Here is a 23,110-nt window from a genome sequence, read left to right as displayed (position 1 = left end):
ATCAGGGTTGCGTCATGGGGTTGTTGACGGCATCGCCAACTTCCACGGTGTTCGAGGCGTCCGTCACCAGCGCATAGGCCACGTGCGGGAACACGCGGAACACGAACGCCAGGCCATAGCGTTCTTCCGGCAATTGCACGCGCTCGTTGCCGGCAGTCGGGTCCTTGACCACGCCGCCCGCACGCGAAAGCGCCAGCACATGCCCCGGCTCCAGCCCCTGTTGGCTGCCGATGTTCAGTACGACCACCTGATCAGCACCGCCAAAGCGCACGCCGCCCGTTACCTTGGCGACCACGCCGTGCATGTTGCCTTCCGGCGCGTGTGGCACATAACGCACCGGCACGCGCGGCGGCAACGGCATCAGTTGCGTGCCGACGCCCATCTCTTCCTTGGAGGAGAGCACCTCCATTTTGGTCACAGCTTGCGGGCCCGTGGCAGCGCGCACCACGCGCAGCGTGCCGAGGAAGTCCGCTTCGTAGCCCAGCACGCGGCCGGTGACCGGGTCCTTCAGCGGTTTGACCGGACGATAGGCTTGCCACTCGGCACCTGGCGCGCCGCTGTCATCACCCGGCAAGCCACGTGCGTAGGCGGTTTCGCCCTTGCCCAGATAAACGCGGCTCTCGGGCAACTCGAAGATACGCGCCGGGGTGGCCAGCGTTTTCTCATCGACGACGATGGGCTGCGTGAGGAAGGGCTCGATCGCGGCGGCGGGGATGCTGGAGATGGCGTCGCCATCCTGCCCTGCCACACGGGTATGCGGCGATAAGCGCACCGTGCTGCCGTCCGCCGAAGCCGGCGAACTCGACAGCCAGGCGCGGCCGTTCGCGTGGTGTAGATACAGAATCTGCCCCGGATAGATCAGGTGCGGGTTGCGGATCTGCTCGCGGTTCATGCCCCACAGCTCGGGCCAGCGGTACGGCCGCTTGAGGTACTTGCCGGAGATCGCCCACAGCGTGTCGCCACGGCGCACGGTGTATTGGGCGGGCGCGCTGGCAGCGAGCTCCGACTCGGGGATCCCCGCCTGCGCAGCCGCGCTTGCCTGCGCCTGTTGTTCCGGAGACACAGTCCGCTCGGCGGCGTGTGCGGCGCCCGCACAGAACAGCGCTGCCGCGGCAACTGCCGACAGGGCGCAAACGTAAGGCTGGCGCGCTTTCGTGGCAGATTGCGTGGCGAACTTGAAGAGCATCGGTGTGTTACGATGGCGCATTATTCTTTGAAGAATCGGCGAGTGGTCCGCGTGCCTGTCCGACGCCTGGCCGCCGCTGCCGCGACGCGTTCTGCGTCGTAGCGGGAGGGGTAAGGCATCAAACATTCGTCAGGCTTTGTCCTAAGCCATGTGGCGGATAGCGCCCCCGATTCTGCATGACATTCCAAACGACCGCAATTGAAGGCAACCCCTCCTTGGCGTGGCCTTCCGCAACCGTTGTTGCCAAGCATCATGGCCCTACTGAATATCCTGCAATACCCTGATCCGCGACTGCATAAAGTGGCCAAACCGGTGGCTGTCGTGGACGACCGCATCCGCAAACTGGTGGCCGACATGGCCGAGACCATGTACGAGGCACCGGGCGTGGGCTTGGCCGCCACGCAGGTCGACGTGCATGAGCGCGTGATCACCATTGACGTCTCGGAGTCGCGCGACGCGCTGCTCGTGTTCATCAACCCGGAGATTGTCTGGGCAAGTGATGAGCACAAGGTGTGGGACGAGGGCTGCCTGTCGGTGCCCGACATCTACGACAAGGTGGAGCGCCCGGACCGGGTGCGCGTGCGTGCACTGAATGAGAAGGGCGAAACCTTTGAACTCGACGCAGACGGCCTACTGGCCGTGTGCATCCAGCACGAGATGGACCACCTGATGGGCAAGGTGTTTGTCGAATACCTCTCGCCGCTCAAGCAGACGCGCATCCGCTCCAAGCTCAAGAAGCATCAGCGGGACGTGGCGCATCAACGTTGACTCGCCCTCCATGTCCGCCGACGCCGACGCGCAAGCCGGCCCCATCCTGCTGATGCCAACCGCTCCCGCCGACGCCAGCGTGAATACCCGCACGCGCCGCCTGCCGGCACTGCTGGTAAAACATTGGCGCAGTGTCGTCGTGCTGATGCTGTGCGCGTACTTCGTGGCGGGCGCGTTCTGGCGCGCGCCGTGGAAGGCGGATGAGCCGTATTCGTTCGGCGTGGTGCTCAACATCATCGAGCGCGGCGACTGGGTCATTCCGAACGTCGCCTTCGAGCCATTCGTCGAAAAGCCGCCATTGATGTACTGGACCGGCGCGCTGGCCGCTCTGGCCCTACCGGATATGCCGCCGCACGAAGCCGTGCGCGTGGCCGTGTTGTTCTGGATGGCACTGACATGCTGGGCGGTCTGGCGCACGGGGCGCCTGCTGCGCATGGAAGCGCGCGACTGGCGCCTGCGCATTGGCGCGGATCTGGCACGTGGACGGCCCGGCCTGACGCTCGCCGCACGCCGCGAAGCCGGTCTGGATGCCGGCGGCGCCGCACTGCGCGACTACGCCCTGGGCGCACTGCTGCTGTTTGCGGGCTGCATCGGGCTGGTCGAGCACGTACACAAATTCATTGCCGATGTGCCGCAACTGGCAGGCACGGCGATGGCGCTGTATGGCCTCGTACGCTTTGTGAAAGAGAGCGAAACTGGCGGCGCAGGCGGCGTGAACGTGCTGCGCCCGGCGCTGTGGTTCGGCACCGGCATCGGCGTGGCATTTCTAGGCAAAGGGGTGCTCGTGCCGGGGCTGTTCGCCCTGAGCTTGTTGGCGGCGATTGCGCTGCTGCCAGACTTCCGCGGCCGCCAGGCGTGGCGCTTCTATGGCCTCTCGCTACTGGTAGCGCTGCCTTGGCTGCTGATCTGGCCGGTCATTTTCTGGCACGAATCGCCGGACTTGTTCATCGAATGGTTCTGGGTCAATAACCTGGGCCGCTTCTTTGGTTTCTCGCACCTGGGCGGCGAAAAGGGCTCGATCACGACGACGATCCGCTCGATCTTCCTGACCGGTACGCCCGCGGTGTGGCCGGCGCTGGCGGTGCTGAGCGTGTCGCTCTACAAGCTCGCGCAGCAACGCGGACGTGGTGCGCGCCTGGCGTGGCTGCTGCCGTATCAGGGGCACTTGGTCGTGGCGCTGTTCGTGCTGGTGACGACTGCCGTGGTGCTGCGGTCCGCCGTCTTGCGCGATGTGTATCTGATGCCGCTGCAGCCCGCCCTGGCGCTGTTGGGCGCGCCGATGCTGTTGCTGGTGCCGCCGGCGTGGCGTGCACGCGCGTGGGGCGCCTCGGTGGCACTCTTCAGCGTGCTTGGGCTGGTGGTTTGGGCCGTCTGGGCCGCGCTGGTCTCAGATGGCGGCGCTTTGCTGCCGGGCTGGCTGGCCAAGATGCTGGGCCGCGTGCTGCCGCTGCCCTATGACATGCTGATCCACCCCATCGCGGTGCTGTCGGCCCTGGGCATCACGATGCTGTGGGCCGTCTGCGTCTGGCTGCGGCCCGCGCGCTCTGGCGTCGTGGCGTGGGCGGCGGGACTCGGCATGGTGTGGGGCCTGCTCGGCACCCTGCTGATGCCGTGGGTGGACGATGCACGCAGCTACCGCCCGCTGTTCCAGGCGATCAAGCCGGTGCTCCAATCCGCGCAGATCTGCGTGGCCACGCGCGGCATGGGCGAAAGCGAACGCGCGCTGATGCACTACGAAACTGGCGTGCGCCCTGTGAAGTGGCTGCTGGGCCACAGCGGCGCCGGTGAAGCGCATCGCCCAAACCCGGCCGCGCGCACCTGCGACCTGATGCTGGTGCTGGACAAATCCGCCGAACACCGCCGCAGCCCCAAGGGCCCGGACTGGGAGATGGTGTGGCGCGGCAGCCGCCCTGGCGATACCAACGAAACCTTCTCGCTGTTCCAGCGGCGCGGCAGCAGCATGACGGAGGCGCTCCCCACACCCGAGCCCATCGTCCCGCTGACCGACACCCCCCAACGCGGCCACCGTTAAGCCCGATGCGCTACGCTTGTCCGTGGCGCTTTTCTGCTTCTCCACTCCATGACGTCCACCCTTCGTGTAGCGTTTGCCGGCACGCCTGAATTCGCGCAGATCGCCCTGGCGGCGATCCACCAGGCCGGTTTTCCCATCGTTGCCGTGCTCAGCCAGCCGGATCGCCCGGCCGGGCGCGGCATGCAGTTGCAAGCGAGCCCGGTCAAGCAATACGCCTTGTCGCATGACCTTGGCCCGATCCTGCAGCCGCCGTCGCTGCGGCGCGCCGGCAAGTACCCACAGGAAGCCGCCCAAGCCATCGACGCGCTGGCCGCGCAACGCCCCGACGTGATGGTCGTGGCTGCTTACGGCCTGATCCTTCCGCAGGAAGTGCTGGACCTGCCGCGCTTTGGCTGCATCAACATCCACGCCTCGCTGCTGCCGCGCTGGCGTGGCGCCGCGCCCATCCACCGCGCCATTGAAGCCGGCGATGCCGAATCGGGCATCACGCTCATGCAGATGGATGCCGGCCTGGATACCGGCGACATGATTTCCATGGAGCGCGTGCCCATCGGCCTGACCGACACCACCGGCACGCTGCACGACACGCTGGCCGCGCTGGGCGGCCGCATGGTGGTGGATGCGCTGACCACGCTGGCACAGGACGGCCAGCTCGCCGCCACGCCGCAGCCGGCCGATGGCGTCACCTACGCCGAGAAGATCGCCAAGGACGAAGCCGCGCTCGATTGGTCGCGCCAGTCCGCCGCGCTGCTGCGCCAGGTGCATGCGTTCAATCCGTTCCCGGGCGCATCAGCCGTGCTCGATGGCGTGACGATCAAGTTCTGGCAGGCGGAAGCCCTGGCTGATCGGCCGGCCGACGCTGAACCCGGTACGGTGCTCGCCGCCAATGCCGACGGCGTCACCATCGCCTGCGGGGCCGGCGCGCTGCGTGTGACGCAACTGCAGAAGCCGGGCGGCAAGCGCCTGCCCGCACGGGAGTTCCTGCAAGGGCTGGCGATCCTGCCTGGCCAGCGCTTCGACTCGCGCGCATAACCCTCGCTCCGCCGAGCTATATAGAGAGGACTTCGCCATGACTACGCTGGGCATCGTCAATCTGCCGCTCTTCATGTTGGCGGTGTTTCTGCTGAATGTGACACCGGGGCCAGACACGGCATACATCGTCGGGCGCAGCGTTTCGCAGGGGCGGGCGGCGGGGTTGCTGTCTGCGTTGGGCGTGTCGGCCGGGTGCTGCGTGCACGTCCTGGCCGTGGCGTTCGGGCTGACGGCGCTGCTGGCGGCATCCACGGTGGCGTTCACCGTCATCAAAGTGGTGGGCGCGGCGTATCTGATCTACCTCGGCGGACGCATGCTGCTCGCGCCGCCCGAGCGCGACGACGCGCCCGTTGGCGAAGCGGAAACCTCCATCGCCAAGCGCCCGCGGCCGCTCAAGTCGTTGTTTATGCAGGGATTTCTCACCAATGTGCTGAACCCGAAGGTCGTGCTGTTCTTTCTGTCGTTCTTCCCGCAGTTCGTCGATCCGCACTCCAGCCACAAGGCCGCGGCGTTCCTGGCGCTGGGCGCGGTGTTCATCCTGATGTCGACGGCGTGGAACAGCCTGGTGGCGTGGGCGGCGGCCAGCGTAACGCGCCGCGTGGCAGGCAAACCCGGCATCAAGCGCTCGCTGGACCGCGTGGTCGGCACCGCTTTCATTGGGCTGGGCGCGCGGCTGGCGTTCACCACCCGCTAAGGACTCAAGCGTCAACTGCGGCGAAATATCGCGCAAGCATCGCCAACATGCTTGAATTTTCAGCGATTATCGCGATCTAAGAGACTCACCAACCCCAAGACCCACAGGAGCCACGCCCCCATGTTCAACTGGATCAAGACCTTCATGCTGATGGCAGCGATCACCGCGCTGTTCATCGTCATCGGCGGCATGATCGGCGGACGCAGCGGGATGATGCTGGCGCTGCTGTTCGCGCTGGGCATGAATTTCTTCTCGTACTGGTTCTCCGACAAGATGGTCCTGCGCATGTACAACGCGCAGGAAGTCAACGAGACCAGCGCGCCGCAGTTCTTTCGGCTGGTGCAGGAGCTGGCGGGCCGCGCCGGCCTGCCGATGCCACGCGTCTACCTCATCCAAGAGGACCAGCCCAACGCCTTTGCTACCGGCCGCAACCCGGAGCACGCTGCCGTGGCGGCCACCACCGGCATCCTCAACATCCTGAGCGAGCGCGAACTGCGCGGCGTGATGGCGCACGAACTCGCCCACGTGCAGCACCGCGACATCCTGATCTCCACCATCTCGGCCACCATGGCCGGTGCGATTTCGGCACTGGCCAACTTTGCGGTGTTCTTTGGTGGGCGCGACAGCGAAGGCCGCCCGGCCAACCCGATCGCCGGGATTGCGGTGGCGATCCTTGCCCCGCTGGCCGCAGCGATGATCCAGATGGCGATTTCCCGCGCGCGTGAATTTGAAGCCGACCGCGGTGGTGCCACCATCAGCGGCGACCCGCAGGCGCTGGCCTCGGCGCTGGACAAGATCCACCGCTATGCCGCCGGCATCCCGTTCGCCGCCGCCGAGGCACACCCGGCCACCGCGCAGATGATGATCATGAACCCGCTGCACGGCGGTGGCCTGGCGAACCTGTTCAGCACGCACCCAGCCACCGAAGAGCGTATCGCACGCCTGATGCAGATGGCGCAGACCGGGCAATACCCCGCCTGACTGCGGGGCGCCGGAGCGCTTCCTTTATACTTCCGCAGTCCGCACGAGCCCGCCCATCGCGGGCTCGTTGCTTTTCCACTGCCCATTTTTTACGCACCGATGCGCCTGCCGTCCGACTCTCTCGCCCATGCCTTGTCGCTTGCAGCCATTGCGATGGGCAAGTTGCGGCAAGGTACGGCGCTGCCGCAAGCCATCGATGCCGTGTGCCAAGGCCAACCCGCACCGGTGCGTGGCGCCGTGCAAGATCTCGCCTACCGCGCCACCCGCTGGCTCGGCAGCACCGATTGGCTCATCCGCACACTGATCCCGCGCCCGCCCGCCGAAGGCGCCGCCAATCTGCTGCGCGTCGCGCTCGCCCAACTGCTCGACAGCCCGCCGCCGTACGCGCCCTTCACCGTGGTCGACCAGACCGTACGCGCGGCCTCGGCCGACCCAAAGCTCGCGCACGGCAAGGGCATGATCAACGGCGTGCTGCGGCGTTTCCTGCGTGAGCAGAGCGAACTCGTCGCGGCCATGCAAGCGGACCCGGTCGCCGCCACCAATTACCCGCAATGGTGGATCGACGCCGTGCGCAGCGCCTATCCCGACGCGTGGCAAGGCATCCTCGCCGCCGGCAACCGTCGCCCGCCAATGGTGTTGCGCGTGAATCCACGTCGCGTTGCAGTCGACGCCTACCTCGCCCGCCTGGCCGACGCCGGTATCGACGCACAGCGCATCGGCGAACAGGCCGTGCGCCTTGCGCGCGCCGTCCCCGTGAGCGAACTGCCTGGCTTTGCCGAAGGCGATGTCTCCGTGCAGGATGCCGGCGCCCAGCTGGCGGCGTCCTTGCTCGACGTAGCGCCGGGCCAGCGCGTGCTGGACGCCTGCGCCGCGCCCGGCGGCAAGACCGGCCACCTGTTGGAACTCGCCGACAACCTGGACGTGGTTGCACTCGAATCCGACCCTGCGCGCGCGGTCCGCATCAACGAAAACCTCGCCCGCCTAGGTCAAACCGCTACCGTTTGCGTGGGCGATGCGGCCCAGCCGGACACGTGGTGGGATGGCCGCCCGTTCGACCGCATCCTGGCCGACGTACCGTGCTCCGCCGCCGGCATCGTGCGCCGCCATCCGGACATCCGCTGGCTGCGCCGCCCGGCTGATCTGAAGGCACTGGCGGCCCTGCAACGCGACATCGTGCGCGCGCTATGGGCATGCCTGGCGCCCGGTGGCAAGTTGGTTTATGTCACCTGTTCGATTTTCCCGACGGAAGGCGAACAGCAGGCCGGATGGTTTGAACGCCATCTGGAAGATGCGATACGATTGCACGCGCCCGGCCAGTTGCTGCCAGCCTCGCCCGCGGCCTTGTCCGCAGTGTTGTCCGATGGGGCGCCGGTTGATGGTTTCGTCCCTGGCACCTCATCCTTGCCGCTCGATCACGACGGCTTCTTTTACGCAGTGTTCCAGAAACGGCCTTGATGCACCGACCGTTGTGACAGCCACTCTCCGCCCATCGCTCCGGCTGATGCCCGCCCGGTTCCGGCAGATGCTGCATCGGCTGATCACACTCAGCGCGCTGGGCGCACTGTGCCTGCTGTGGCCGCTGGCGTCCTCCGCTCAGACCATCGAAGTCAACCGCGCCCAGCTGGAATACGCCGAGGGTGGCTGGAACCTCTCCGCCGATTTCGACTTCGATCTGCCCAGCAACCTCGAAGATGCCGTCAACAAGGGCATCGCACTCTACTTCCTGGTGGAGTTCGAGCTGATCCGCCCGCGCTGGTACTGGTTTGACGAACAGGCTGTGAGTGCCACGCGGGTGGTGCGCCTGTCGTACCACCCGCTCACGCGGCAGTACCGCGTGTCGACCGGCGGCCTGCAGGTGCCGTTCTCGCGCCTGAAAGACGCCGTCGATTTCATGCAGCACGTGCGCGGCTGGCGCGTGTTCGAGCAACGCGCCGTCAAGACCGGTGAAACCGTGCAGGCCGAAGTGCGCATGCGCCTGGACGTGACGCAGTTGCCCAAGCCATTCCAGATCAACGCCGTCAACACGCGCGACTGGAACCTCGCCTCCGACTGGAAGCGCTTCAGCCTGCTGGTGCCGAACGAACCGCCGCCCGCACCTGCACCGGCCGCGCCGCCGGCCAGCGCACCGGCGTCCGCGCCCCCCTCTTCGGGAACGTCATCCAATTCCGGCTGGGGCATGAGTGCCGGCCCCGGCAACGCAGCCTCGCTGCTGGCCCCCGCCAAATGATCTTCGATCGCAGCTACAAGCGGCTGCTCTATCAGGTGGTGGCTGGCACCATCGTTTTTCTGGCGATCGTGCTGGTAGGCCTGCTGGCTGCGGCATCGGCCAACACCGAGTTCTTCGACCGGTATTTCACGCTGCTCTACAAGGTCAACCTCGTCATCGGGGTGCTGCTGGTGGTCATCATCGGCGGGCTGATGCTGGCGCTGGTGCTGCGCGCGCGGCGCGGCAAATTCGGCACCCGGCTGATGACCAAGCTGGCGGTGTTCTTTGGCGTGGTGGGCGTGCTGCCGGGCGTGCTGATCTACCTCGTGTCGCTGCAATTCGTGTCGCGCAGTATCGAGTCGTGGTTCGACATCAAGGTGGAATCGGCGCTGGAAGCCGGCCTGAATCTCGGCCGCTCGACGATGGATGCCGCGCTGGCCGATCTGCAGAACAAGGGGCGTTTGATTGCCGATCAGCTGGGCGATAGCTCCACGTCGGCCACGGCCATCACCCTCAACCGCCTGCGCGAGCAGTTTGGCGTGCAGGAGGCCACCGTCTTCACAGCCAGCGGGCGCGTGGTCGCCACCGCATCCAACACCTACGACACGCTCGTGCCGACCCTGCCGGACCAAGCAGTGCTGGAGCAAGCCCGCACGCCCGGCGGCTACGCCAGCCTGGAGGGCGGCGGTGACATCGAAGGCGACAGTGGCCCGGCATCCGGCGCACGCACGAACAACCGCCACCACGACCTCTATCAATTGCGCGTAGTGGTGGCGCTTGGCACAGCCGCGCGCGATCTGCCGGGGTTGCGCCTGAGTACGCCCACCCACAAGTGGGCCGGCACCGGCCTGCTCGATCGCCCCAGCGACGGCACCGACGGCGCCTCGCGCGGCTTCGGCCTGACCGGCGACTCCGGCCGCGAAGAGCGCTTCCTGCAGCTCGTCCAACCCGTGCCGCAGACCCTGGCCCGCAATGCCGACGCCGTCCAGCGCGCGTATCAGGAGTACCAGGAAAAAGCGCTCGGCCGCACCGGCTTGCGCAAGATGTACATCGGCACGCTCACGCTCACGCTGTTCCTGGCGGTGTTCATCGCCGTGATGCTGGCGCTGCTGCTCGGCGCCCAGCTGGCACGCCCGCTGCTAATGCTGCTGCAGGGCACGCGGGAGGTGGCCGAGGGCGATCTCTCACCCAAGCGCGAACTGCATACGCGGGACGAACTCGGCGTGCTCACCCAGCAGTTCAACCAGATGACGCGTCAACTGGCCGACGCCCGCCGCGCGGTGGAACAGAATCGCGCGGCACTCGAGCAGTCCAAGGCCTATCTTGAGAGCGTGCTGACCAACCTGACCGCAGGCGTCTTCGTGTTCGACCATCGCTTCGTACTGCTGACCGCCAACCCCGGCGCCGAACGCATCTTCAAGCAACCGTTTGGGGCGTGGGTCGGGCAGGCGCTGACCAGCATCGGGCCGGTGGCCGCCTTCGCCCCGGTTGTCGAGCAGGCATTCGCGGAACAGGACGCAAGCACCGCCGCCGGCGGTGTCACGGCGCACTGGCAAAAGCAGGTCGAGATCCCGCTCGAAGACGAAGACGAGCCGCTCACGCTGCTCGTGCGCGGCACGCGCCTGCCGGGGCCATCGGTCGGCGCGCACGGCACGGAACGCGGCTACGTGGTGGTGTTCGACGACATTTCCGACGTGATCTCCGCGCAGCGCTCGGTGGCGTGGGGCGAAGTCGCGCGGCGACTGGCGCATGAGATCAAGAACCCGCTCACGCCGATCCAGCTCTCCGCCGAACGCCTGGAGATGAAGCTCTCGCCCAAGCTGACCGATGCCGATGCCGAAGTACTGCGCCGCGGTGCCACCACCATCGTCAACCAGGTCGCCGCCATGAAACGCATGGTGGATGACTTCCGCGACTACGCCCGCACGCCGCCGGCCCTGCTCCAGGAGCTGGATCTCAACGCGCTCGCCGCTGAGGTGCTGCACCTGTACGGCATCGATCACCCCGGCAGGCACGACCACCCGGTCATCGAGGTCAAGTTGGGCGAAGGACTGCCGTTGATCAAGGGCGACCCGACGCAGTTGCGCCAGGTCATCCACAACCTGCTGCAGAACGCGCAGGACGCGGTGGCCGAGAACGAAAGTGCCGGGCGGCCCGCGCCGCGTGTCATGTTGCAAACTGACACGGTAGAATACGACGACGCCTCGGGCGCGCGGCGGCAGGCCGTGCGGCTTGTAATCGCGGACAACGGCGGCGGGTTTTCTTCCCGCATCCTCAACCGCGCCTTCGAGCCGTACGTCACCACCAAAGCCAAGGGCACGGGTTTGGGCTTGGCCATGGTGAAAAAGATCATGGACGAGCACGGCGCGCGCATTGAATTGCGCAACCGCCAATCCGATACAACATCAGGCGCCGACACCATCGGCGCGCAGGTTTCCATCCTGTTCGTAAAACTCGCGTAGCTTGGTGGGCAATCCCGCCGCACATAGAGGAAAAGCATGGCCACCATCCTCGTTGTCGACGACGAAATGGGTATCCGGGAGTTGCTCTCCGAAATCCTCGGAGACGAAGGGCACGTTGTCGAAGTCGCCGAGAACGCGCAGCGTGCGCGTGAATACCGCGCGAGCGCAACGCCCGACCTCGTCCTGCTCGATATCTGGATGCCCGACACCGACGGCGTGACGCTGCTCAAGGAATGGGCATCGCAAGGTCTGCTGACCATGCCGGTCATCATGATGTCGGGCCACGCCACCATCGACACTGCCGTCGAGGCAACCAAGATTGGCGCACTCAACTTCCTTGAGAAACCCATCGCGCTGCAAAAGCTGCTGGCTGCCGTGGAGCAGGGCTTGTCGCGCGGCAAGGAAAAGCCGCGTGCGGCCGCACCGGCCGCCGTACCGGCAACCGGTATCGCCGGCGTGGCACCCAATGCCGCGATACCGGGTGCAGCCGTCGCCGCCGATCGCGCTGAACTCAATGGCGCGCCCGCCCGTGCCGCAGAGGGTGGCGGTATGCAATTTTCGTTCGACATGCCGCTGCGCGAAGCCCGTGATTTGTTCGAGCGCGCTTACTTCGAATACCACCTGCAGCGCGAAGGCGGCAGCATGACACGTGTTGCCGAGAAAACCGGCCTGGAGCGCACGCACCTGTATCGCAAGCTCAAACAACTGGGCGTCGAGCTGTCGCGCAACAAGGGCGAACCGGCCGCATGATCATCAAAGTACGCAAAGACACTTGACGACAGGGGACCAACCCTGCCATACTCGCCTTTCTGTTCTGGCCCGGTAGCTCAGTTGGTAGAGCAGCGGATTGAAAATCCGCGTGTCGGTGGTTCGATTCCGCCCCAGGCCACCAAAATTCTTCGTTCCGCAAGGTCAATCAATTTTGCGGAGCAACAAAAAGACCTCCTCGCGAGGTCTTTTTTCATTTCTGCGCGCCCGCTCGGACGCACGCTCCTTTCCCTCTTTGCCGCGTCCGCCGCTAATCTGTGGCGAAGTGTCGCGGAGACAAAAAATATACCCAAGCCTCTTGACGCGCCGCAGCTCAGGGTATACCTAGCGGCGCAAAGTGCGCCAAACTGTCGCAGGTCTCGGTATAGTGACTCAACGCTATCAAGCGGCACGCACAAGGAGACTCTCCATGGCACTCGTTGGCACCGGTCACCACCACTTCCATTTCCACGCTTTCGACGGCATCAGCCGCAAGACGCGGTTGACGTGGTTGCGCAATGCTGCGGGGCTAACGTGCCTGATGGCGCTGATCGCCGCCATGTGGGTCGGCGGCAACCTGTCGGCGCTGATGCATACACCGCTGATGAGCGGCGTGTCGCCACTGGGCGCGGTGATGATCCTGGCGTGCACCTGCATGGCGCTGAGCCTGCTGGGCTTGATCGCCGCCGGATTCTTCCAGTTCCGGATGGAACAGCTCGACGCACCCGCCGCCTGAGGCGTACGCGTCACACGTACACAACGGAGGCTTCGGCCTCCGTTTTTTGTTTGCCGCAACGGTCGCGTTCCCTGGGGACGCGGCCGTTTTGCTTTGGCGAGCCGGGCCGCTAACTCCATATTGACTCGATCGTTTCAGTTTAGTAGTTTACGAAACAGTTGAATCATCGCGATCACCTCATGACGTTTGACGGGCTCATCCAGACGCTGCGCGACCGCGCTGGCGATCTGTCTCCGCAATTGCAGCGCGCGGCGGTGTTGCTGGAAACGCACCAGCACGACATCGCCTTGCTTTCGATGCGCGATCTGGCGCGCCGCTGCGATCTGCCGCCGGCCACGTTCTCGCGCTTGGCGCGGGCATTGGGCTTCGAAGACTTTGCCGCGCTGCGCGAGGTGTGTGTGAACCAGTTGCGCCAACAGGCCGATGGTTTCGCCGGCCGGGCCAGCGCGTTACAAGGCGACGACGCTGCGGGGGCATCCGACGCACAGCGCATTGGCATGGCCATCGGCATGCATGTGCAGGCAGCGTTTTCACCCGCCAACCTCGCAGCGCTGGATACGGTGGCCGCCGCTCTATGCAAGGCACGCCGCGTCTACTTGCTGGGCGCGCGCAGTTGCCTCGCGCTCACGCATGCGTTCGGCTATGCGGCGCAACTGTTCGACGACAAGGTCACGCTGTGCACCGGCAGCGGCAATACGCTGGCGGACCCGCTGCGCTTCTGCGGAACAGACGACATCGTCATCGCCGTGACATTCGACCCGTACACGCGCGAGGTCATCGAGGCGATGCAGTACGCGCACACGCGCGGCGCGCGCCTAGTCTACGTGACCGACAGCGCCATCGCTCCGGGTGCTGACCTGGCGTGGCAGCAGCTCATCGCGCCCGTCGCCATTCCGTCGTTCTTCCATTCGCTGGCCGCGCCGCTGGCGCTGCTCGATGCGCTGCTGATGACGTGGTTCCGCCACGCCGGCCCCAACGCGCTCGCGCACCTGGCCGACAGCGACGCCCAGCTCAAGCAACAACACGCCTACGTGCGCAGCGCCCGTCGCAGTGAAGCGGCGGTCGCGGTGCCACCCACTCAACGCTGAACCCGCTGGATTGACCATGACACCGTCCACCACCGCCGTCTTCCATCGTGACCCGCGCAAGACGCTGCCTACCGCTGTCGGCGGCGAGGGCATGACCCTCATCGACTCCGACGGCAAGCGCTACCTGGATGCCTGCGGCGGTGCTGCCGTCTCATGCCTCGGGCACGGCCACCCGCGCGTGGTGGACGCAATCTGCAAGCAAGTGCGCGCGCTGGCGTATGCGCACACCTCGTTCTTCACGACCGACGTGGCGGAGGAGCTGGCCGCACGCCTGACCGCTGCCGCGCCGGGCGATCTCGATCACGTGTACTTCGTCTCCGGTGGTTCGGAGGCGATTGAGGCCGCGCTGAAACTCGCGCGTCAGTACTTCGTCGAGATCGGCCAGCCGCAGCGGCAGTACTTCATTGCGCGTCGCCAGAGCTATCACGGCAACACGCTGGGCGCGCTGGCGATCGGCGGCAACGCATGGCGCCGGAAGCCGTTCCTACCGCTGCTGGTGCCCGCGCATCACGTGTCGCCGTGCTTTGCGTACCGGGAACGGCACGATGGCGAAACCGATGCGCAGTACGTGCAGCGTCTGGCCGACGAACTGGACGCCAAGATCGTTGAACTCGGCGCGGACAACGTGGCCGCCTTCGTTGCCGAAACGGTGGTGGGCGCCACGGCCGGCGCGGTGCCGCCGGTGGGCGACTACTTTCGCAAGATCCGCGCGGTGTGCGACCGCCACGGCGTGCTGCTGTTGCTGGATGAGGTGATGTCCGGCATGGGCCGCACCGGCTATCTGTTTGCCTGCGAGGAAGACGGCGTGGTGCCTGACCTCGTCGCCATCGCCAAGGGCCTGGGCGGTGGGTATCAGCCGATCGGCGCGACGCTGGTGAGCCATCGCATCTACGACGCCATCACGCGCGGCAGCGGCTTCTTCCAGCACGGCCACACGTACATCGGCCATGCCACAGCATGCGCGGCGGCGCTGGAAGTGCAGAAGGTGATTGCCGAAGAGAATCTGCTCGCCAATGTGCAGGCGCGCGGCGAGCAACTGCGCGCGGCGCTACGTGCTCGCTTTGCTGACCACGCACACGTGGGCGACGTGCGCGGCCGCGGGCTGTTCGTCGGCGTGGAGCTGGTGGCCGACCGTGCCACCAAGGCGCCGCTGCCGCCGGCGCGCAAGACACATGCACGCGTGAAGGCTGAAGCCATGCAGCGCGGCCTGATGGTCTATCCGATGGGCGGCACGATCGACGGCCAGCGCGGCGACCACATCCTGCTCGCCCCGCCGTTTATCGCCACCGCGCAGGACATCGATGCCATCGTCGAGCGCCTGGGCGATGCCGTGGACGCCGCCACCGCCCACGCAGTGGAGGCCGCGTGGTAACTCAGCCCATCGCCATTGCCGTTGCACCGAACGGCGCGCGCAAGACGCACATCGACCACCCTGCGCTGCCCATCACACCCAACGAACTGGCCGCCTGCGCGGGGCAATGCGTCGATGCGGGTGCCGCGATGCTGCATCTGCATGTGCGCCGGCCCGACGGCACGCACAGCCTGGAGCCCGACGATTACCGCCCGGCCATCGCCGCCGTGCAGCAAGCCGTGGGCGATGCGCTGGTGATCCAGATCACCACCGAAGCCGTCGGCATCTATACGCCCGAGCAGCAGATGGCCTCGGTGCGTGCGCTGCAGCCGGAGGCGATTTCCGCCGCGCTGCGCGAGTTGGTGCCCGATGCCCAGCACGAAGTCGAAGCCGCGCGTTTCTTCGGCGAACTCGCTGCGGTGCGCACGGCCATCCAATACATCCTCTATTCCGCCGACGACGTGGTGCGCTACCGCGACCTGCGTGCGCGCGGCGTGCTGCCCGACACCCCGCACTGGGTGCTGTTCGTGCTCGGCCGCTATTCGGCGGGTCAGCGCTCTGACCCGACCGACCTGCTGCCGTTCCTGCAGGCGTGGGCAGACGGCGGCGATACCACCGCCAACGTGCCGTGGGCGATGTGCGCATTCGGCCCGCGCGAGGCGGAATGCGCGCTCAGCGCGGCGCTGCTCGGTGGTCATGCGCGACTGGGCTTCGAGAACAACATGGCGCTGCCCGACGGCAGCACTGCGCCCGACAACGCAGCGCTCGTCACCAACCTGCGCCGGCATCTCGATGCACTGCATCGGCCGCTGGCCAGCGCTGCCGACTTGCGCAAATGGTTCCACCGCTAGGACGCTCCGCATTCATCACCACGAAGCCAAAACACAGACGGCCGCAACACAACAGGCCGCGTACCACAACCCTTGGAGGAAGTATGCGTTTCACCCTGCGTTGCATCCCGCTGGCGCTGGCCGGCTTGTTCGCCACCACCACCCATGCCGAGGCACTCGACGGCACGCTCAAAAAGATTCAGGACAGCAATACGATCCTGATCGGCGTGCGCGAATCGTCGATCCCGTTCTCGTACCGCGACAGCAAGAACCAGATCATCGGCTTCTCGGCCGACCTGTGTTCGCGCGTGATCGACGCGGTGAAGAAGAAGACCGGCAAGCCCGATCTACAGGTCCAGCAAATTCCGGTGACGTCGCAGAACCGGACGTCGCTGGTGCAGAACGGCTCGGTGGATTTGGAATGCGGCGTGACCACGCACCTGAAGTCGCGCGAGCAGCAGACGGCGTTTTCGACCACGTTCTTCATCGCCGGCACGCGGCTGCTGACCAACGTGAAATCGGGCGTGAAGGATTTCCCGGACCTGGCCGGCAAGTCCGTCATCACTAACGCGGGCACCACGTCGGAGCGCATCCTGCGCAAGATGAACGACGAGAAGAAGATGAACATGAACGTGGTCAGCGGCAAGGACTACGGGGAATCGTTCCTCACGCTGCAAAGCGGCCGCGTGGCGGCGTTCATGATGGATGACGTGCTGCTGGCCGGCGCGCGCACGCTGGCACAGAAGCCCGACGACTGGGTCGTGACCGGCACGCCGCAATCGTTCGAAGCGTACGGCTTCATGCTGCGCAAGGACGATCCGCAGTTCAAGAAGCTGGTGGACGACACGATGGTCGGCGTGATGAAGAGCGGCGAGATCAAGACGCTCTACGCCAAGTGGTTCGAGAAACCCGTGCCGCCCAAGAACCTGAACTTCAACTTCCCGATGAACGATCAGTTGAAGGCGCTGTACGCCAACCCAAACGATACGCCGTTCGAGTAAGTGCCCTAGGCCGGCTTAGATGCCGGCCTGCGCGACGGCCTCGATGCGGGCCTGGTGTACAGCCTGTTTGATATGCGCCGGGTTGTCGGCATAGCGCTTGGCGACGGCACCCGCGTCAATCGATGACGCAGCTTGCAATGCACGCAGCAGGCGTTCCGCTTGCGGATACGCGCGGTCTTCAAACCCCTGGCGTCCGCGTGCATCGGCCTCGCAAGCCTGCAGCGCCTGGTGGAAGCGGTCGGGCTTGCGCAGCGCGTCGCAGCGCTCCAGCAGGCGCACGAGTGCTGCGGCATCAAAGCTCTCACTGCGATGGATGTTGCCGTGCTCGCGCGCAACCACGAGCGCCAGTTCGCGGCAGTCGGTCGGCACGCGCAGGCGCTGGCAGACGTCTTCGATCATCGGCACGCTGCGTTCTTCGTGGCCGATGTGGCGCGGCAGGACGTCATCCGGCGTGGTGCCTTTGCCCAGGTCGTGCACCAGCGCGGCAAAACGCACCGGCAGCGACGTCCGCATCGCGGCGGCCGTTTCAATGACCATCATGGTGTGCACACCGGTATCGACTTCGGGGTGGTAATCCGCACGCTGCGGCACGCCCCACAGGCGATCAAGCTCGGGCACCAGACGCGCCAGTGCACCGCACTCGCGCAGCACAGCAAACATGCGCTGCGGATGCGCCTCCATCAGCCCGCGGGCGATCTCCTGCCATACGCGCTCTGGCACCAGTGCATCCACCTCGCCGGCCTGCACCATGCGCTGCATCAGCGCGTTGGTTTCCGGTGCGACATGGAAATCGGCAAAGCGCGCGGCGAAACGCGCGAGCCGAAGGATGCGCACCGGGTCTTCCATGAACGCATCGGACACATGGCGGAACGTACGCGACGCCACGTCGGCCTGGCCACCGTACGGATCCATGACGGGGCCGACCAGCGCGCCGTCTTCCGCCACGCGCTGTGCCATCGCGTTGATGGTCAGGTCACGGCGGATGAGGTCGTCTTCGAGCGTGACATCGGGCGCGTAATAGACCGAGAAGCCCTTGTAGCCGGCAGCCGTCTTGCGCTCGGTACGGGCGAGCGCGTATTCGGCCTGTGTGACCGGGTGCAGGAAGACCGGGAAGTCCTTGCCAACGGCGCGAAAGCCACGGGCCTCCATGGCTTCCGGCGTGGCACCGACAACGACGTAGTCCTGATCCTGCACGGGCAGCCCGAGCAGCGCGTCACGAATGGCGCCGCCCACGGCATACACAGCCAGCCCGTGCGTGGCTGGGTCAACGACGGTTTCCGCCTGTGTTGCGCGTTCCGTCATTGATTGGCAGCGACCAACGTGTCTTCGTCCGGCGCGGTGCGATAGGGCTCGTCGTCGGCGAGGAAGTCATGCTCGGCACGCGCACCGTCAATCCATTCCTGCATCGCGGGCAGATTGAGGATGTGGTCCGCATAAGCCTTCGCGGCTTCAGGCAGGCGCACGCCGTAGGTGGCGAAGCGGCTGACCACCGGCGCATAGAACGCATCCGCCACCGTGAAGTGGCCGAACAGGAACGGGCCTTCTGCCGCGTACTTCTGGCGCAGTTCGGTCCAGATCGTGGCAATGCGGTCGATGTCGCGCTGCACGGCCACGTTCCAGCCCATGCCCGGCAGCACGGCGGTCACGTTCATCGGCATGTTGTTGCGCAGGTTGGTAAAGCCGGAGTGCATCTCGGCGCAGATGGAGCGCGCGTGCGCGCGAGCTTTCGGGTCCGCCGGCCACAGTTGGGCGCGCGGAAAGCGCTCGGCCAGCGTCTCGCAGATGGCGAGCGAATCCCATACCGTCATGTCGCCGTCCACCAGAACAGGCACACGGCCGGCGGGCGAATAGCGGCGAATCTCGGTGCAAAACCCTTCGACAAAGAGGCGCACGCGAATCTCTTCGAACGGAATGCCGGCCTGCTTGGCCAGCAGCCACGGGCGTAGCGACCACGACGAATAGTTCTTGTTGCCGATGACCAGTTTCATGATTCCCGTCCTTGGAGAGTGCACAGCATTGTTGTGTGGGAGCTCGCCTGCTTCGCGCGGGAATGCCGGGGCGCTCTAGTTGTTGTATCGGGGGCAGCAGACGGCAAGCGGCAGCGCGGGGCGAACGAATCATTCTAGCCTTGCGCTGCACCGCGACAAAATGAAACCCATTCGCCACCGTTGCTAAGGCGGCTCACAAGCACAAGCAAGGTGCGTTCCGCTAGCGGTGCATGCGCATGCGCGCAGCGCGCATGCCGCGGTCGGGGCCGAAGCCGGCCAGCGCGGGCAGCATGACCGCTTCCATGCCGAGAGGGTGGATGCCGAGTTCCGGAGCCACCGGCTCCATGCTGACGTTGTCCACACGCATGGAATCGAGGTTGTCGCGCGAAATGGGCGCGCCCGGCAGATGCTCGAACAACGCCGCCTGCATACGCCCCAGCCCCTCAGGCAGCGGGACGATCCAGCGCGGATGACCGCTGGCGCGGCCGGCAAAGCGCATCAACTCCGCGAGCGTGTACACCCGTGGTCCAACCAGCGGATACGCGTGCCGGATGGTGGCCGGGTTATCGAGCGCATTGATGAACGCGGCGGCCACGTCGTCGACATAGACGGGCTGGAAGCGGGCATCCGCACACGCCAGCGGCACGAAGAATGGCGCCATGCGCTGGATGCGCGCAAAGAGGTTCAGGAAATGATCTTGCGGGCCGAACACCACCGACGGGCGAAACACCGTCCAGTCCAACTCGCTGTTCATGACCACGCGCTCGCCATCGCCTTTGCTGCGCTGGTACATCGACGGGCCCGCCGGGTCCGCACCGAGTGCGCTCATGTGCAGCAGCCGGTTCACGCCATGGCGGCGGCATGCGGCCACAATGCGACGCGGCAGGTCGACATGGACGCGCTGGAAGTTCGGGCCATACGGCATCTCGCGCGCATCGTGCAGCGTGCCGACGAGGTTGATGACCGCGCAGTGCTGGCCGCCGCGCTCGGTGAGCGCCATGAACAGCGCGTCGAGCGCATCGTCGGCGTAGATGTCGGCGTCCATCACGTCGACACGTGGCAGCAGCGTGAGATTGTGCGCGCGGGCGGATTCAGCGTCGCGCGTGGGCACGATCACCCGACCCTCGGGTAAGCCGGGCGCGGCAAAGGTTTCCGTCACCAGCCGCGACAGCAACTGTGTGCCGATGAAACCAGTACCGCCAAAGACGAGCAGATTGGAGGATTGCATGATGCATCTCCAGACGGGGTAGGGGGCTCCACCACAATAGAACCCGAATGCGTTTGCCCCCAAGGCCAGGCCCGATTGGCGTGCGCCCGGCACCACCACTGTGACGCGGGCGACGCCCCCAACAATGCAAAACGCCCGCGTTGCAGCGGGCGTCTTGTATGACCGTGTGATCGCTTACGGCAAGTCGTCTGGCGTCACGGCCTCCGGCGCCACCTTGCCAAGGCGATCCTTCAACGACTGCGGGCGGCCGGTCAGCAGTGCGCCGTAGTACGTCGCATTCGACAGCACGTTCTTCACATACGTGCGCGTCTCGTTAAAGGGAATCGTCTCGGCGAAGATCGCGCCTTCCACCGGGCGCGTCAGCGTGGAACGCCAGCGCTTCGGGCGCCCCGGACCAGCGTTATAACCGGCTGTAGCCAGCGTCATCGAGCTTTCCAGGTTGGTCAGGATCATCGACAGGTAAGCCGTGCCCAGCAGCACATTGGTGTCGATGTTGCTCATCTGCGAAACGCGGAACCCCGGCAGGCCGATCTTCTTGGCGATGTGCTTGGCGGTTTCCGGCATCACCTGCATCAACCCGGAGGCCCCCACCGATGAACGCGCATCCATGATGAAGCGCGACTCCTGCCGGATCAGGCCATACGTCCAGGCAATGTCCAGGCCCACGGCATCGGCATTGCGCTGCACAACGTTCAGGAACGGCGTCGGGAAGCGCAGCGAGAAGTCGTGCTCGCTCTTGGTCTTGTCGGCCGAGTTGACTGTGCGATCGAGCAGGCCCAGCTTGCGGCCGTATTCCGCGGCTGCCAGCAGCTCGCGGTCGCTCATGTTGCGCAGCTCCCAGTTCCACTCGCGGTTGCCCTCGAAGCGCAGGTTCAGGTCGTACAACTGCTTGGCACGGCCGAAGCCCGGATGGTTGCGGCCCATGACGTCGATCTCGGCGTCGGCCACCGTGGTCTTGGGCGGCACGGTGATGCGCTGGCCGAGCTCTTCCTGCGCAAGCTGGCCGTAGAAGTTGAACTGCCCGGCGATTGCCTGGAACTGCTGCTTGGCCTCGTCGTTGCGGTTGTCCGCCTTCAGCGCGCGGCCATACCAGTACGCCCAGGCCGGATCGCGATCACGCAGGGTGGAGCGCATTTTTTCGATGGACTGGCGCACCATCTTCCAATCCCCCGCACGCAGCGCAGTGCGCACGCGCCATTCCTGCGACTCGTCGGATAACAACGCATCGCCACCGAGGCTGATCTGGCGGCGGTACGCATCCAGCGCATCGGGCGTCTGCTTCTTGGCGGCGTACTGGCCGATCACACCCCAGCCCGCCCCTTGCTCTTCACGCGACAAGCCACCGCTCTGCGACAGCAGATAGGCCGTGGCCTGCGAGGGGTCATTGCGCGCCATGCGGGTCACGTTGGCCAGCGTGTCGTTGTCCACGCGGTCGCCCTCGGGCAGCACGGCCGCAATACGCGACGCCTGCGTGACGAGGTTCTGCTCCAGCGACAGCCGCGCCGCAAACGCCACGTCGGCCCGCGTGAACTGCTTCGATTGCGCCAGATAGCCGATCAGGTCGACGCAGCCTTCGCCATAGCCCTTCGGATCGACCAACGTGTTGCGCGCGTCGGCGGCTACGTTCTGCCCCTTCATCGCACGGGAGAGCAGGGCATAGCACTCGACCTGCGTATCGTCCTTCAGCACGAAGTTGGGGTACTCGACATCGAAGGTTGCCCAGTCGCGCTTCTTGCCGAGCACGAGCAGCCAGTCGTTGCGCAAACGATCGGCAATCGCCTCGCCCTTGTAGCGCTGCAGGAACGAGCGGATTTCATCCTCCGGCGCATCGGTGCGCGCGTAGCCGCTGGCGTCAAACAGCTGCGGCTTGATGCGGAAATACTGCACGTACGATTGGAGCGGGTAATCGGACAGGCTGTCAGCCAGCTCCCAGCTACGCGACACATCGTTGCGGCGTGCGGCGTTGCGCAGTTCGACAAACGCATCGTCCGGATTGGCCGGAATGCCTTGCGGCGCCTGCCGCTTGGCGGCCACCGCCAGGGGCGTCGAGCCGGCCACGCCCATGCCGATCACCCCTGCAAAAGCCAGCGCGACCGCGCGATATACTGCCTTGGCCTTCAATGTCATCTCCTGCCCCATCCAATCATCACTGTTCCCTGAATTATCCCATGTCAGCCTCAGGCAACCCGCACGATCCGGCCAACCCCACGACGCCGATCGAGTCGCGCCGCACGCTGCGCGCCATGCTGCTCGACGCGCGCGCCACGTTGCCGGAGCGTGTTGCCCATGACGCCGCACTCGCGCGCCACTTGGCTGATCTGCTGCACACGCTACCCGCACAACGCCTGGCGGCCTACTGGCCAACGCAGGGCGAGTTCGATGCGTTGACCGTACTTGCCCATTGGCTGGCCGCCGATGCCAATCGCCATGCGCTGCTGCCCGTGGTGACAGACAAGTTTTCACCCTTGCAGTTTCGGCGATGGACGCCCGAATGTGAAATGACGCCGGGCGCCTACAACATTCCCATCCCCCGCACGGGTGAGATGGAAACGCCCGACGCGCTGCTGATTCCTTGCGTGGGCTTTGATGCGCAGCGCTATCGCATCGGCTACGGCGGCGGGTTCTATGACCGCACGCTCGCTGCGCTGCATGCTGCCGGCCATCGCCCGCGCACCATCGGCATCGCCTACGAAGTGAACCGGCTGGAATCCATCGCCCCGCAATCGCACGACATCGCGCTTGACTGCATCGTCACCGAGCGCGGCATCGTCTAACCCGCC

The 23,110-nt window shown here is 65.8% G+C and carries 20 protein-coding genes and 1 tRNA gene; 16 read left to right on the top strand and 5 right to left on the bottom strand.

Annotated features, from left to right (window positions below; translation table 11 throughout):
* Position 1: 1 nt before the first annotated feature.
* The gene (locus ACN9M1_RS16700; protein ID WP_426398885.1) at positions 2 to 1,186 is read right to left on the bottom strand and encodes a LysM peptidoglycan-binding domain-containing protein; all 1,185 of its coding nucleotides are present in this window, start codon (positions 1,184 to 1,186) and stop codon (positions 2 to 4) included.
* A 252-nt stretch (positions 1,187 to 1,438) separates the two neighbouring features.
* Between ACN9M1_RS16700 and def the strand changes: the two genes are divergently transcribed.
* From def to ACN9M1_RS16625, 15 genes are all read left to right on the top strand, one after another.
* A complete protein-coding gene (gene def / locus ACN9M1_RS16695) occupies positions 1,439 to 1,954 on the top strand; it encodes a peptide deformylase (protein WP_426396132.1) in 516 nt (171 codons plus the stop codon).
* A 10-nt stretch (positions 1,955 to 1,964) separates the two neighbouring features.
* Complete coding sequence (locus ACN9M1_RS16690) at positions 1,965 to 3,986, top strand: ArnT family glycosyltransferase (protein WP_426396131.1); 2,022 nt, start codon at positions 1,965 to 1,967, stop codon at positions 3,984 to 3,986.
* A gap of 48 nt (positions 3,987 to 4,034) precedes the next feature.
* Positions 4,035 to 5,018: a methionyl-tRNA formyltransferase gene (gene fmt, locus ACN9M1_RS16685; protein ID WP_426396129.1), complete on the top strand. Its 984-nt coding sequence runs from the start codon at positions 4,035 to 4,037 to the stop codon at positions 5,016 to 5,018.
* Between the two features lie 37 nt (positions 5,019 to 5,055).
* Entirely contained in the window at positions 5,056 to 5,712 is a 657-nt protein-coding gene (locus tag ACN9M1_RS16680) for a LysE family translocator (protein ID WP_426396127.1), read from the top strand.
* 120 nt (positions 5,713 to 5,832) lie between these two features.
* Positions 5,833 to 6,693 carry a zinc metalloprotease HtpX gene (htpX, locus tag ACN9M1_RS16675; RefSeq protein ID WP_426396125.1) on the top strand — a complete coding sequence of 287 codons (861 nt, stop codon included), beginning with the start codon at positions 5,833 to 5,835 and terminating at the stop codon, positions 6,691 to 6,693.
* Positions 6,694 to 6,792: 99 nt separating this feature from the next.
* Positions 6,793 to 8,148 carry a 16S rRNA (cytosine(967)-C(5))-methyltransferase RsmB gene (rsmB, locus tag ACN9M1_RS16670; RefSeq protein WP_426396123.1) on the top strand — a complete coding sequence of 452 codons (1,356 nt, stop codon included), beginning with the start codon at positions 6,793 to 6,795 and terminating at the stop codon, positions 8,146 to 8,148.
* 13 nt (positions 8,149 to 8,161) lie between these two features.
* Positions 8,162 to 8,920, top strand: a complete 759-nt coding sequence (locus ACN9M1_RS16665) for a DUF4390 domain-containing protein (RefSeq protein WP_426396121.1) — start codon at positions 8,162 to 8,164, stop codon at positions 8,918 to 8,920.
* Complete coding sequence (locus ACN9M1_RS16660; RefSeq protein ID WP_426396119.1) at positions 8,917 to 11,361, top strand: sensor histidine kinase; 2,445 nt, start codon at positions 8,917 to 8,919, stop codon at positions 11,359 to 11,361. Before ACN9M1_RS16665 ends, ACN9M1_RS16660 begins: the two co-directional genes overlap by 4 nt.
* Before the next feature lie 36 nt (positions 11,362 to 11,397).
* Positions 11,398 to 12,111, top strand: a complete 714-nt coding sequence (locus ACN9M1_RS16655; RefSeq protein WP_426396117.1) for a response regulator — start codon at positions 11,398 to 11,400, stop codon at positions 12,109 to 12,111.
* 66 nt (positions 12,112 to 12,177) lie between these two features.
* Positions 12,178 to 12,253 (top strand) — tRNA-Phe (locus ACN9M1_RS16650).
* 285 nt (positions 12,254 to 12,538) lie between these two features.
* Entirely contained in the window at positions 12,539 to 12,844 is a 306-nt protein-coding gene (locus ACN9M1_RS16645; protein ID WP_426396116.1) for a hypothetical protein, read from the top strand.
* Between the two features lie 179 nt (positions 12,845 to 13,023).
* Positions 13,024 to 13,932, top strand: coding sequence for a MurR/RpiR family transcriptional regulator (locus ACN9M1_RS16640; RefSeq protein ID WP_426396114.1), 909 nt, complete (start codon positions 13,024 to 13,026; stop codon positions 13,930 to 13,932).
* A 16-nt stretch (positions 13,933 to 13,948) separates the two neighbouring features.
* The gene (locus ACN9M1_RS16635; protein ID WP_426396112.1) at positions 13,949 to 15,304 is read left to right on the top strand and encodes an aspartate aminotransferase family protein; all 1,356 of its coding nucleotides are present in this window, start codon (positions 13,949 to 13,951) and stop codon (positions 15,302 to 15,304) included.
* The gene (locus ACN9M1_RS16630) at positions 15,298 to 16,134 is read left to right on the top strand and encodes a 3-keto-5-aminohexanoate cleavage protein (protein WP_426396110.1); all 837 of its coding nucleotides are present in this window, start codon (positions 15,298 to 15,300) and stop codon (positions 16,132 to 16,134) included. Before ACN9M1_RS16635 ends, ACN9M1_RS16630 begins: the two co-directional genes overlap by 7 nt.
* An 83-nt stretch (positions 16,135 to 16,217) precedes the next feature.
* Positions 16,218 to 17,114: a glutamate/aspartate ABC transporter substrate-binding protein gene (locus tag ACN9M1_RS16625; RefSeq protein WP_426396108.1), complete on the top strand. Its 897-nt coding sequence runs from the start codon at positions 16,218 to 16,220 to the stop codon at positions 17,112 to 17,114.
* Between the two features lie 15 nt (positions 17,115 to 17,129).
* Here ACN9M1_RS16625 and ACN9M1_RS16620 read toward each other — a convergent pair whose 3' ends face one another.
* From ACN9M1_RS16620 to ACN9M1_RS16605, 4 genes are all read right to left on the bottom strand, one after another.
* Positions 17,130 to 18,416, bottom strand: a complete 1,287-nt coding sequence (locus ACN9M1_RS16620) for a multifunctional CCA addition/repair protein (protein ID WP_426396107.1) — start codon at positions 18,414 to 18,416, stop codon at positions 17,130 to 17,132.
* Entirely contained in the window at positions 18,413 to 19,102 is a 690-nt protein-coding gene (locus tag ACN9M1_RS16615) for a glutathione S-transferase family protein (RefSeq protein ID WP_426396105.1), read from the bottom strand. Before ACN9M1_RS16615 ends, ACN9M1_RS16620 begins: the two co-directional genes overlap by 4 nt.
* Positions 19,103 to 19,322: 220 nt before the next feature.
* Positions 19,323 to 20,330, bottom strand: coding sequence for a complex I NDUFA9 subunit family protein (locus ACN9M1_RS16610; RefSeq protein ID WP_426396103.1), 1,008 nt, complete (start codon positions 20,328 to 20,330; stop codon positions 19,323 to 19,325).
* A 174-nt stretch (positions 20,331 to 20,504) separates the two neighbouring features.
* Complete coding sequence (locus tag ACN9M1_RS16605) at positions 20,505 to 22,457, bottom strand: transglycosylase SLT domain-containing protein (protein WP_426396101.1); 1,953 nt, start codon at positions 22,455 to 22,457, stop codon at positions 20,505 to 20,507.
* Between the two features lie 41 nt (positions 22,458 to 22,498).
* Here ACN9M1_RS16605 and ACN9M1_RS16600 point away from each other — a divergent pair, with 41 nt between their 5' ends.
* Positions 22,499 to 23,104: a 5-formyltetrahydrofolate cyclo-ligase gene (locus ACN9M1_RS16600; RefSeq protein ID WP_426396099.1), complete on the top strand. Its 606-nt coding sequence runs from the start codon at positions 22,499 to 22,501 to the stop codon at positions 23,102 to 23,104.
* The last annotated feature ends 6 nt before the right edge of the window (positions 23,105 to 23,110 follow it).

The organism is Ralstonia sp. R-29, assembly GCF_049913345.1.
Classification (GTDB): Bacteria; Pseudomonadota; Gammaproteobacteria; order Burkholderiales; family Burkholderiaceae; genus Ralstonia.
Note: the sequence above shows the minus strand (reverse complement) of the source record. Positions and strands in the feature narration are given on the sequence as shown.

Bases quoted from the DNA above. Each gene is read 5' to 3' on its own strand.
- ACN9M1_RS16700 (WP_426398885.1), bottom strand. From the start codon at position 1,186: ATGCTCTTCAAGTTCGCCACGCAATCTGCCACGAAAGCGCGCCAGCCT.
- def (WP_426396132.1), top strand. From the start codon at position 1,439: ATGGCCCTACTGAATATCCTGCAATACCCTGATCCGCGACTGCATAAA.
- ACN9M1_RS16690 (WP_426396131.1), top strand. From the start codon at position 1,965: ATGTCCGCCGACGCCGACGCGCAAGCCGGCCCCATCCTGCTGATGCCA.
- fmt (WP_426396129.1), top strand. From the start codon at position 4,035: ATGACGTCCACCCTTCGTGTAGCGTTTGCCGGCACGCCTGAATTCGCG.
- ACN9M1_RS16680 (WP_426396127.1), top strand. From the start codon at position 5,056: ATGACTACGCTGGGCATCGTCAATCTGCCGCTCTTCATGTTGGCGGTG.
- htpX (WP_426396125.1), top strand. From the start codon at position 5,833: ATGTTCAACTGGATCAAGACCTTCATGCTGATGGCAGCGATCACCGCG.
- rsmB (WP_426396123.1), top strand. From the start codon at position 6,793: ATGCGCCTGCCGTCCGACTCTCTCGCCCATGCCTTGTCGCTTGCAGCC.
- ACN9M1_RS16660 (WP_426396119.1), top strand. From the start codon at position 8,917: ATGATCTTCGATCGCAGCTACAAGCGGCTGCTCTATCAGGTGGTGGCT.
- ACN9M1_RS16655 (WP_426396117.1), top strand. From the start codon at position 11,398: ATGGCCACCATCCTCGTTGTCGACGACGAAATGGGTATCCGGGAGTTG.
- ACN9M1_RS16645 (WP_426396116.1), top strand. From the start codon at position 12,539: ATGGCACTCGTTGGCACCGGTCACCACCACTTCCATTTCCACGCTTTC.
- ACN9M1_RS16640 (WP_426396114.1), top strand. From the start codon at position 13,024: ATGACGTTTGACGGGCTCATCCAGACGCTGCGCGACCGCGCTGGCGAT.
- ACN9M1_RS16635 (WP_426396112.1), top strand. From the start codon at position 13,949: ATGACACCGTCCACCACCGCCGTCTTCCATCGTGACCCGCGCAAGACG.
- ACN9M1_RS16625 (WP_426396108.1), top strand. From the start codon at position 16,218: ATGCGTTTCACCCTGCGTTGCATCCCGCTGGCGCTGGCCGGCTTGTTC.
- ACN9M1_RS16620 (WP_426396107.1), bottom strand. From the start codon at position 18,416: ATGACGGAACGCGCAACACAGGCGGAAACCGTCGTTGACCCAGCCACG.
- ACN9M1_RS16615 (WP_426396105.1), bottom strand. From the start codon at position 19,102: ATGAAACTGGTCATCGGCAACAAGAACTATTCGTCGTGGTCGCTACGC.
- ACN9M1_RS16610 (WP_426396103.1), bottom strand. From the start codon at position 20,330: ATGCAATCCTCCAATCTGCTCGTCTTTGGCGGTACTGGTTTCATCGGC.
- ACN9M1_RS16605 (WP_426396101.1), bottom strand. From the start codon at position 22,457: ATGACATTGAAGGCCAAGGCAGTATATCGCGCGGTCGCGCTGGCTTTT.
- ACN9M1_RS16600 (WP_426396099.1), top strand. From the start codon at position 22,499: ATGTCAGCCTCAGGCAACCCGCACGATCCGGCCAACCCCACGACGCCG.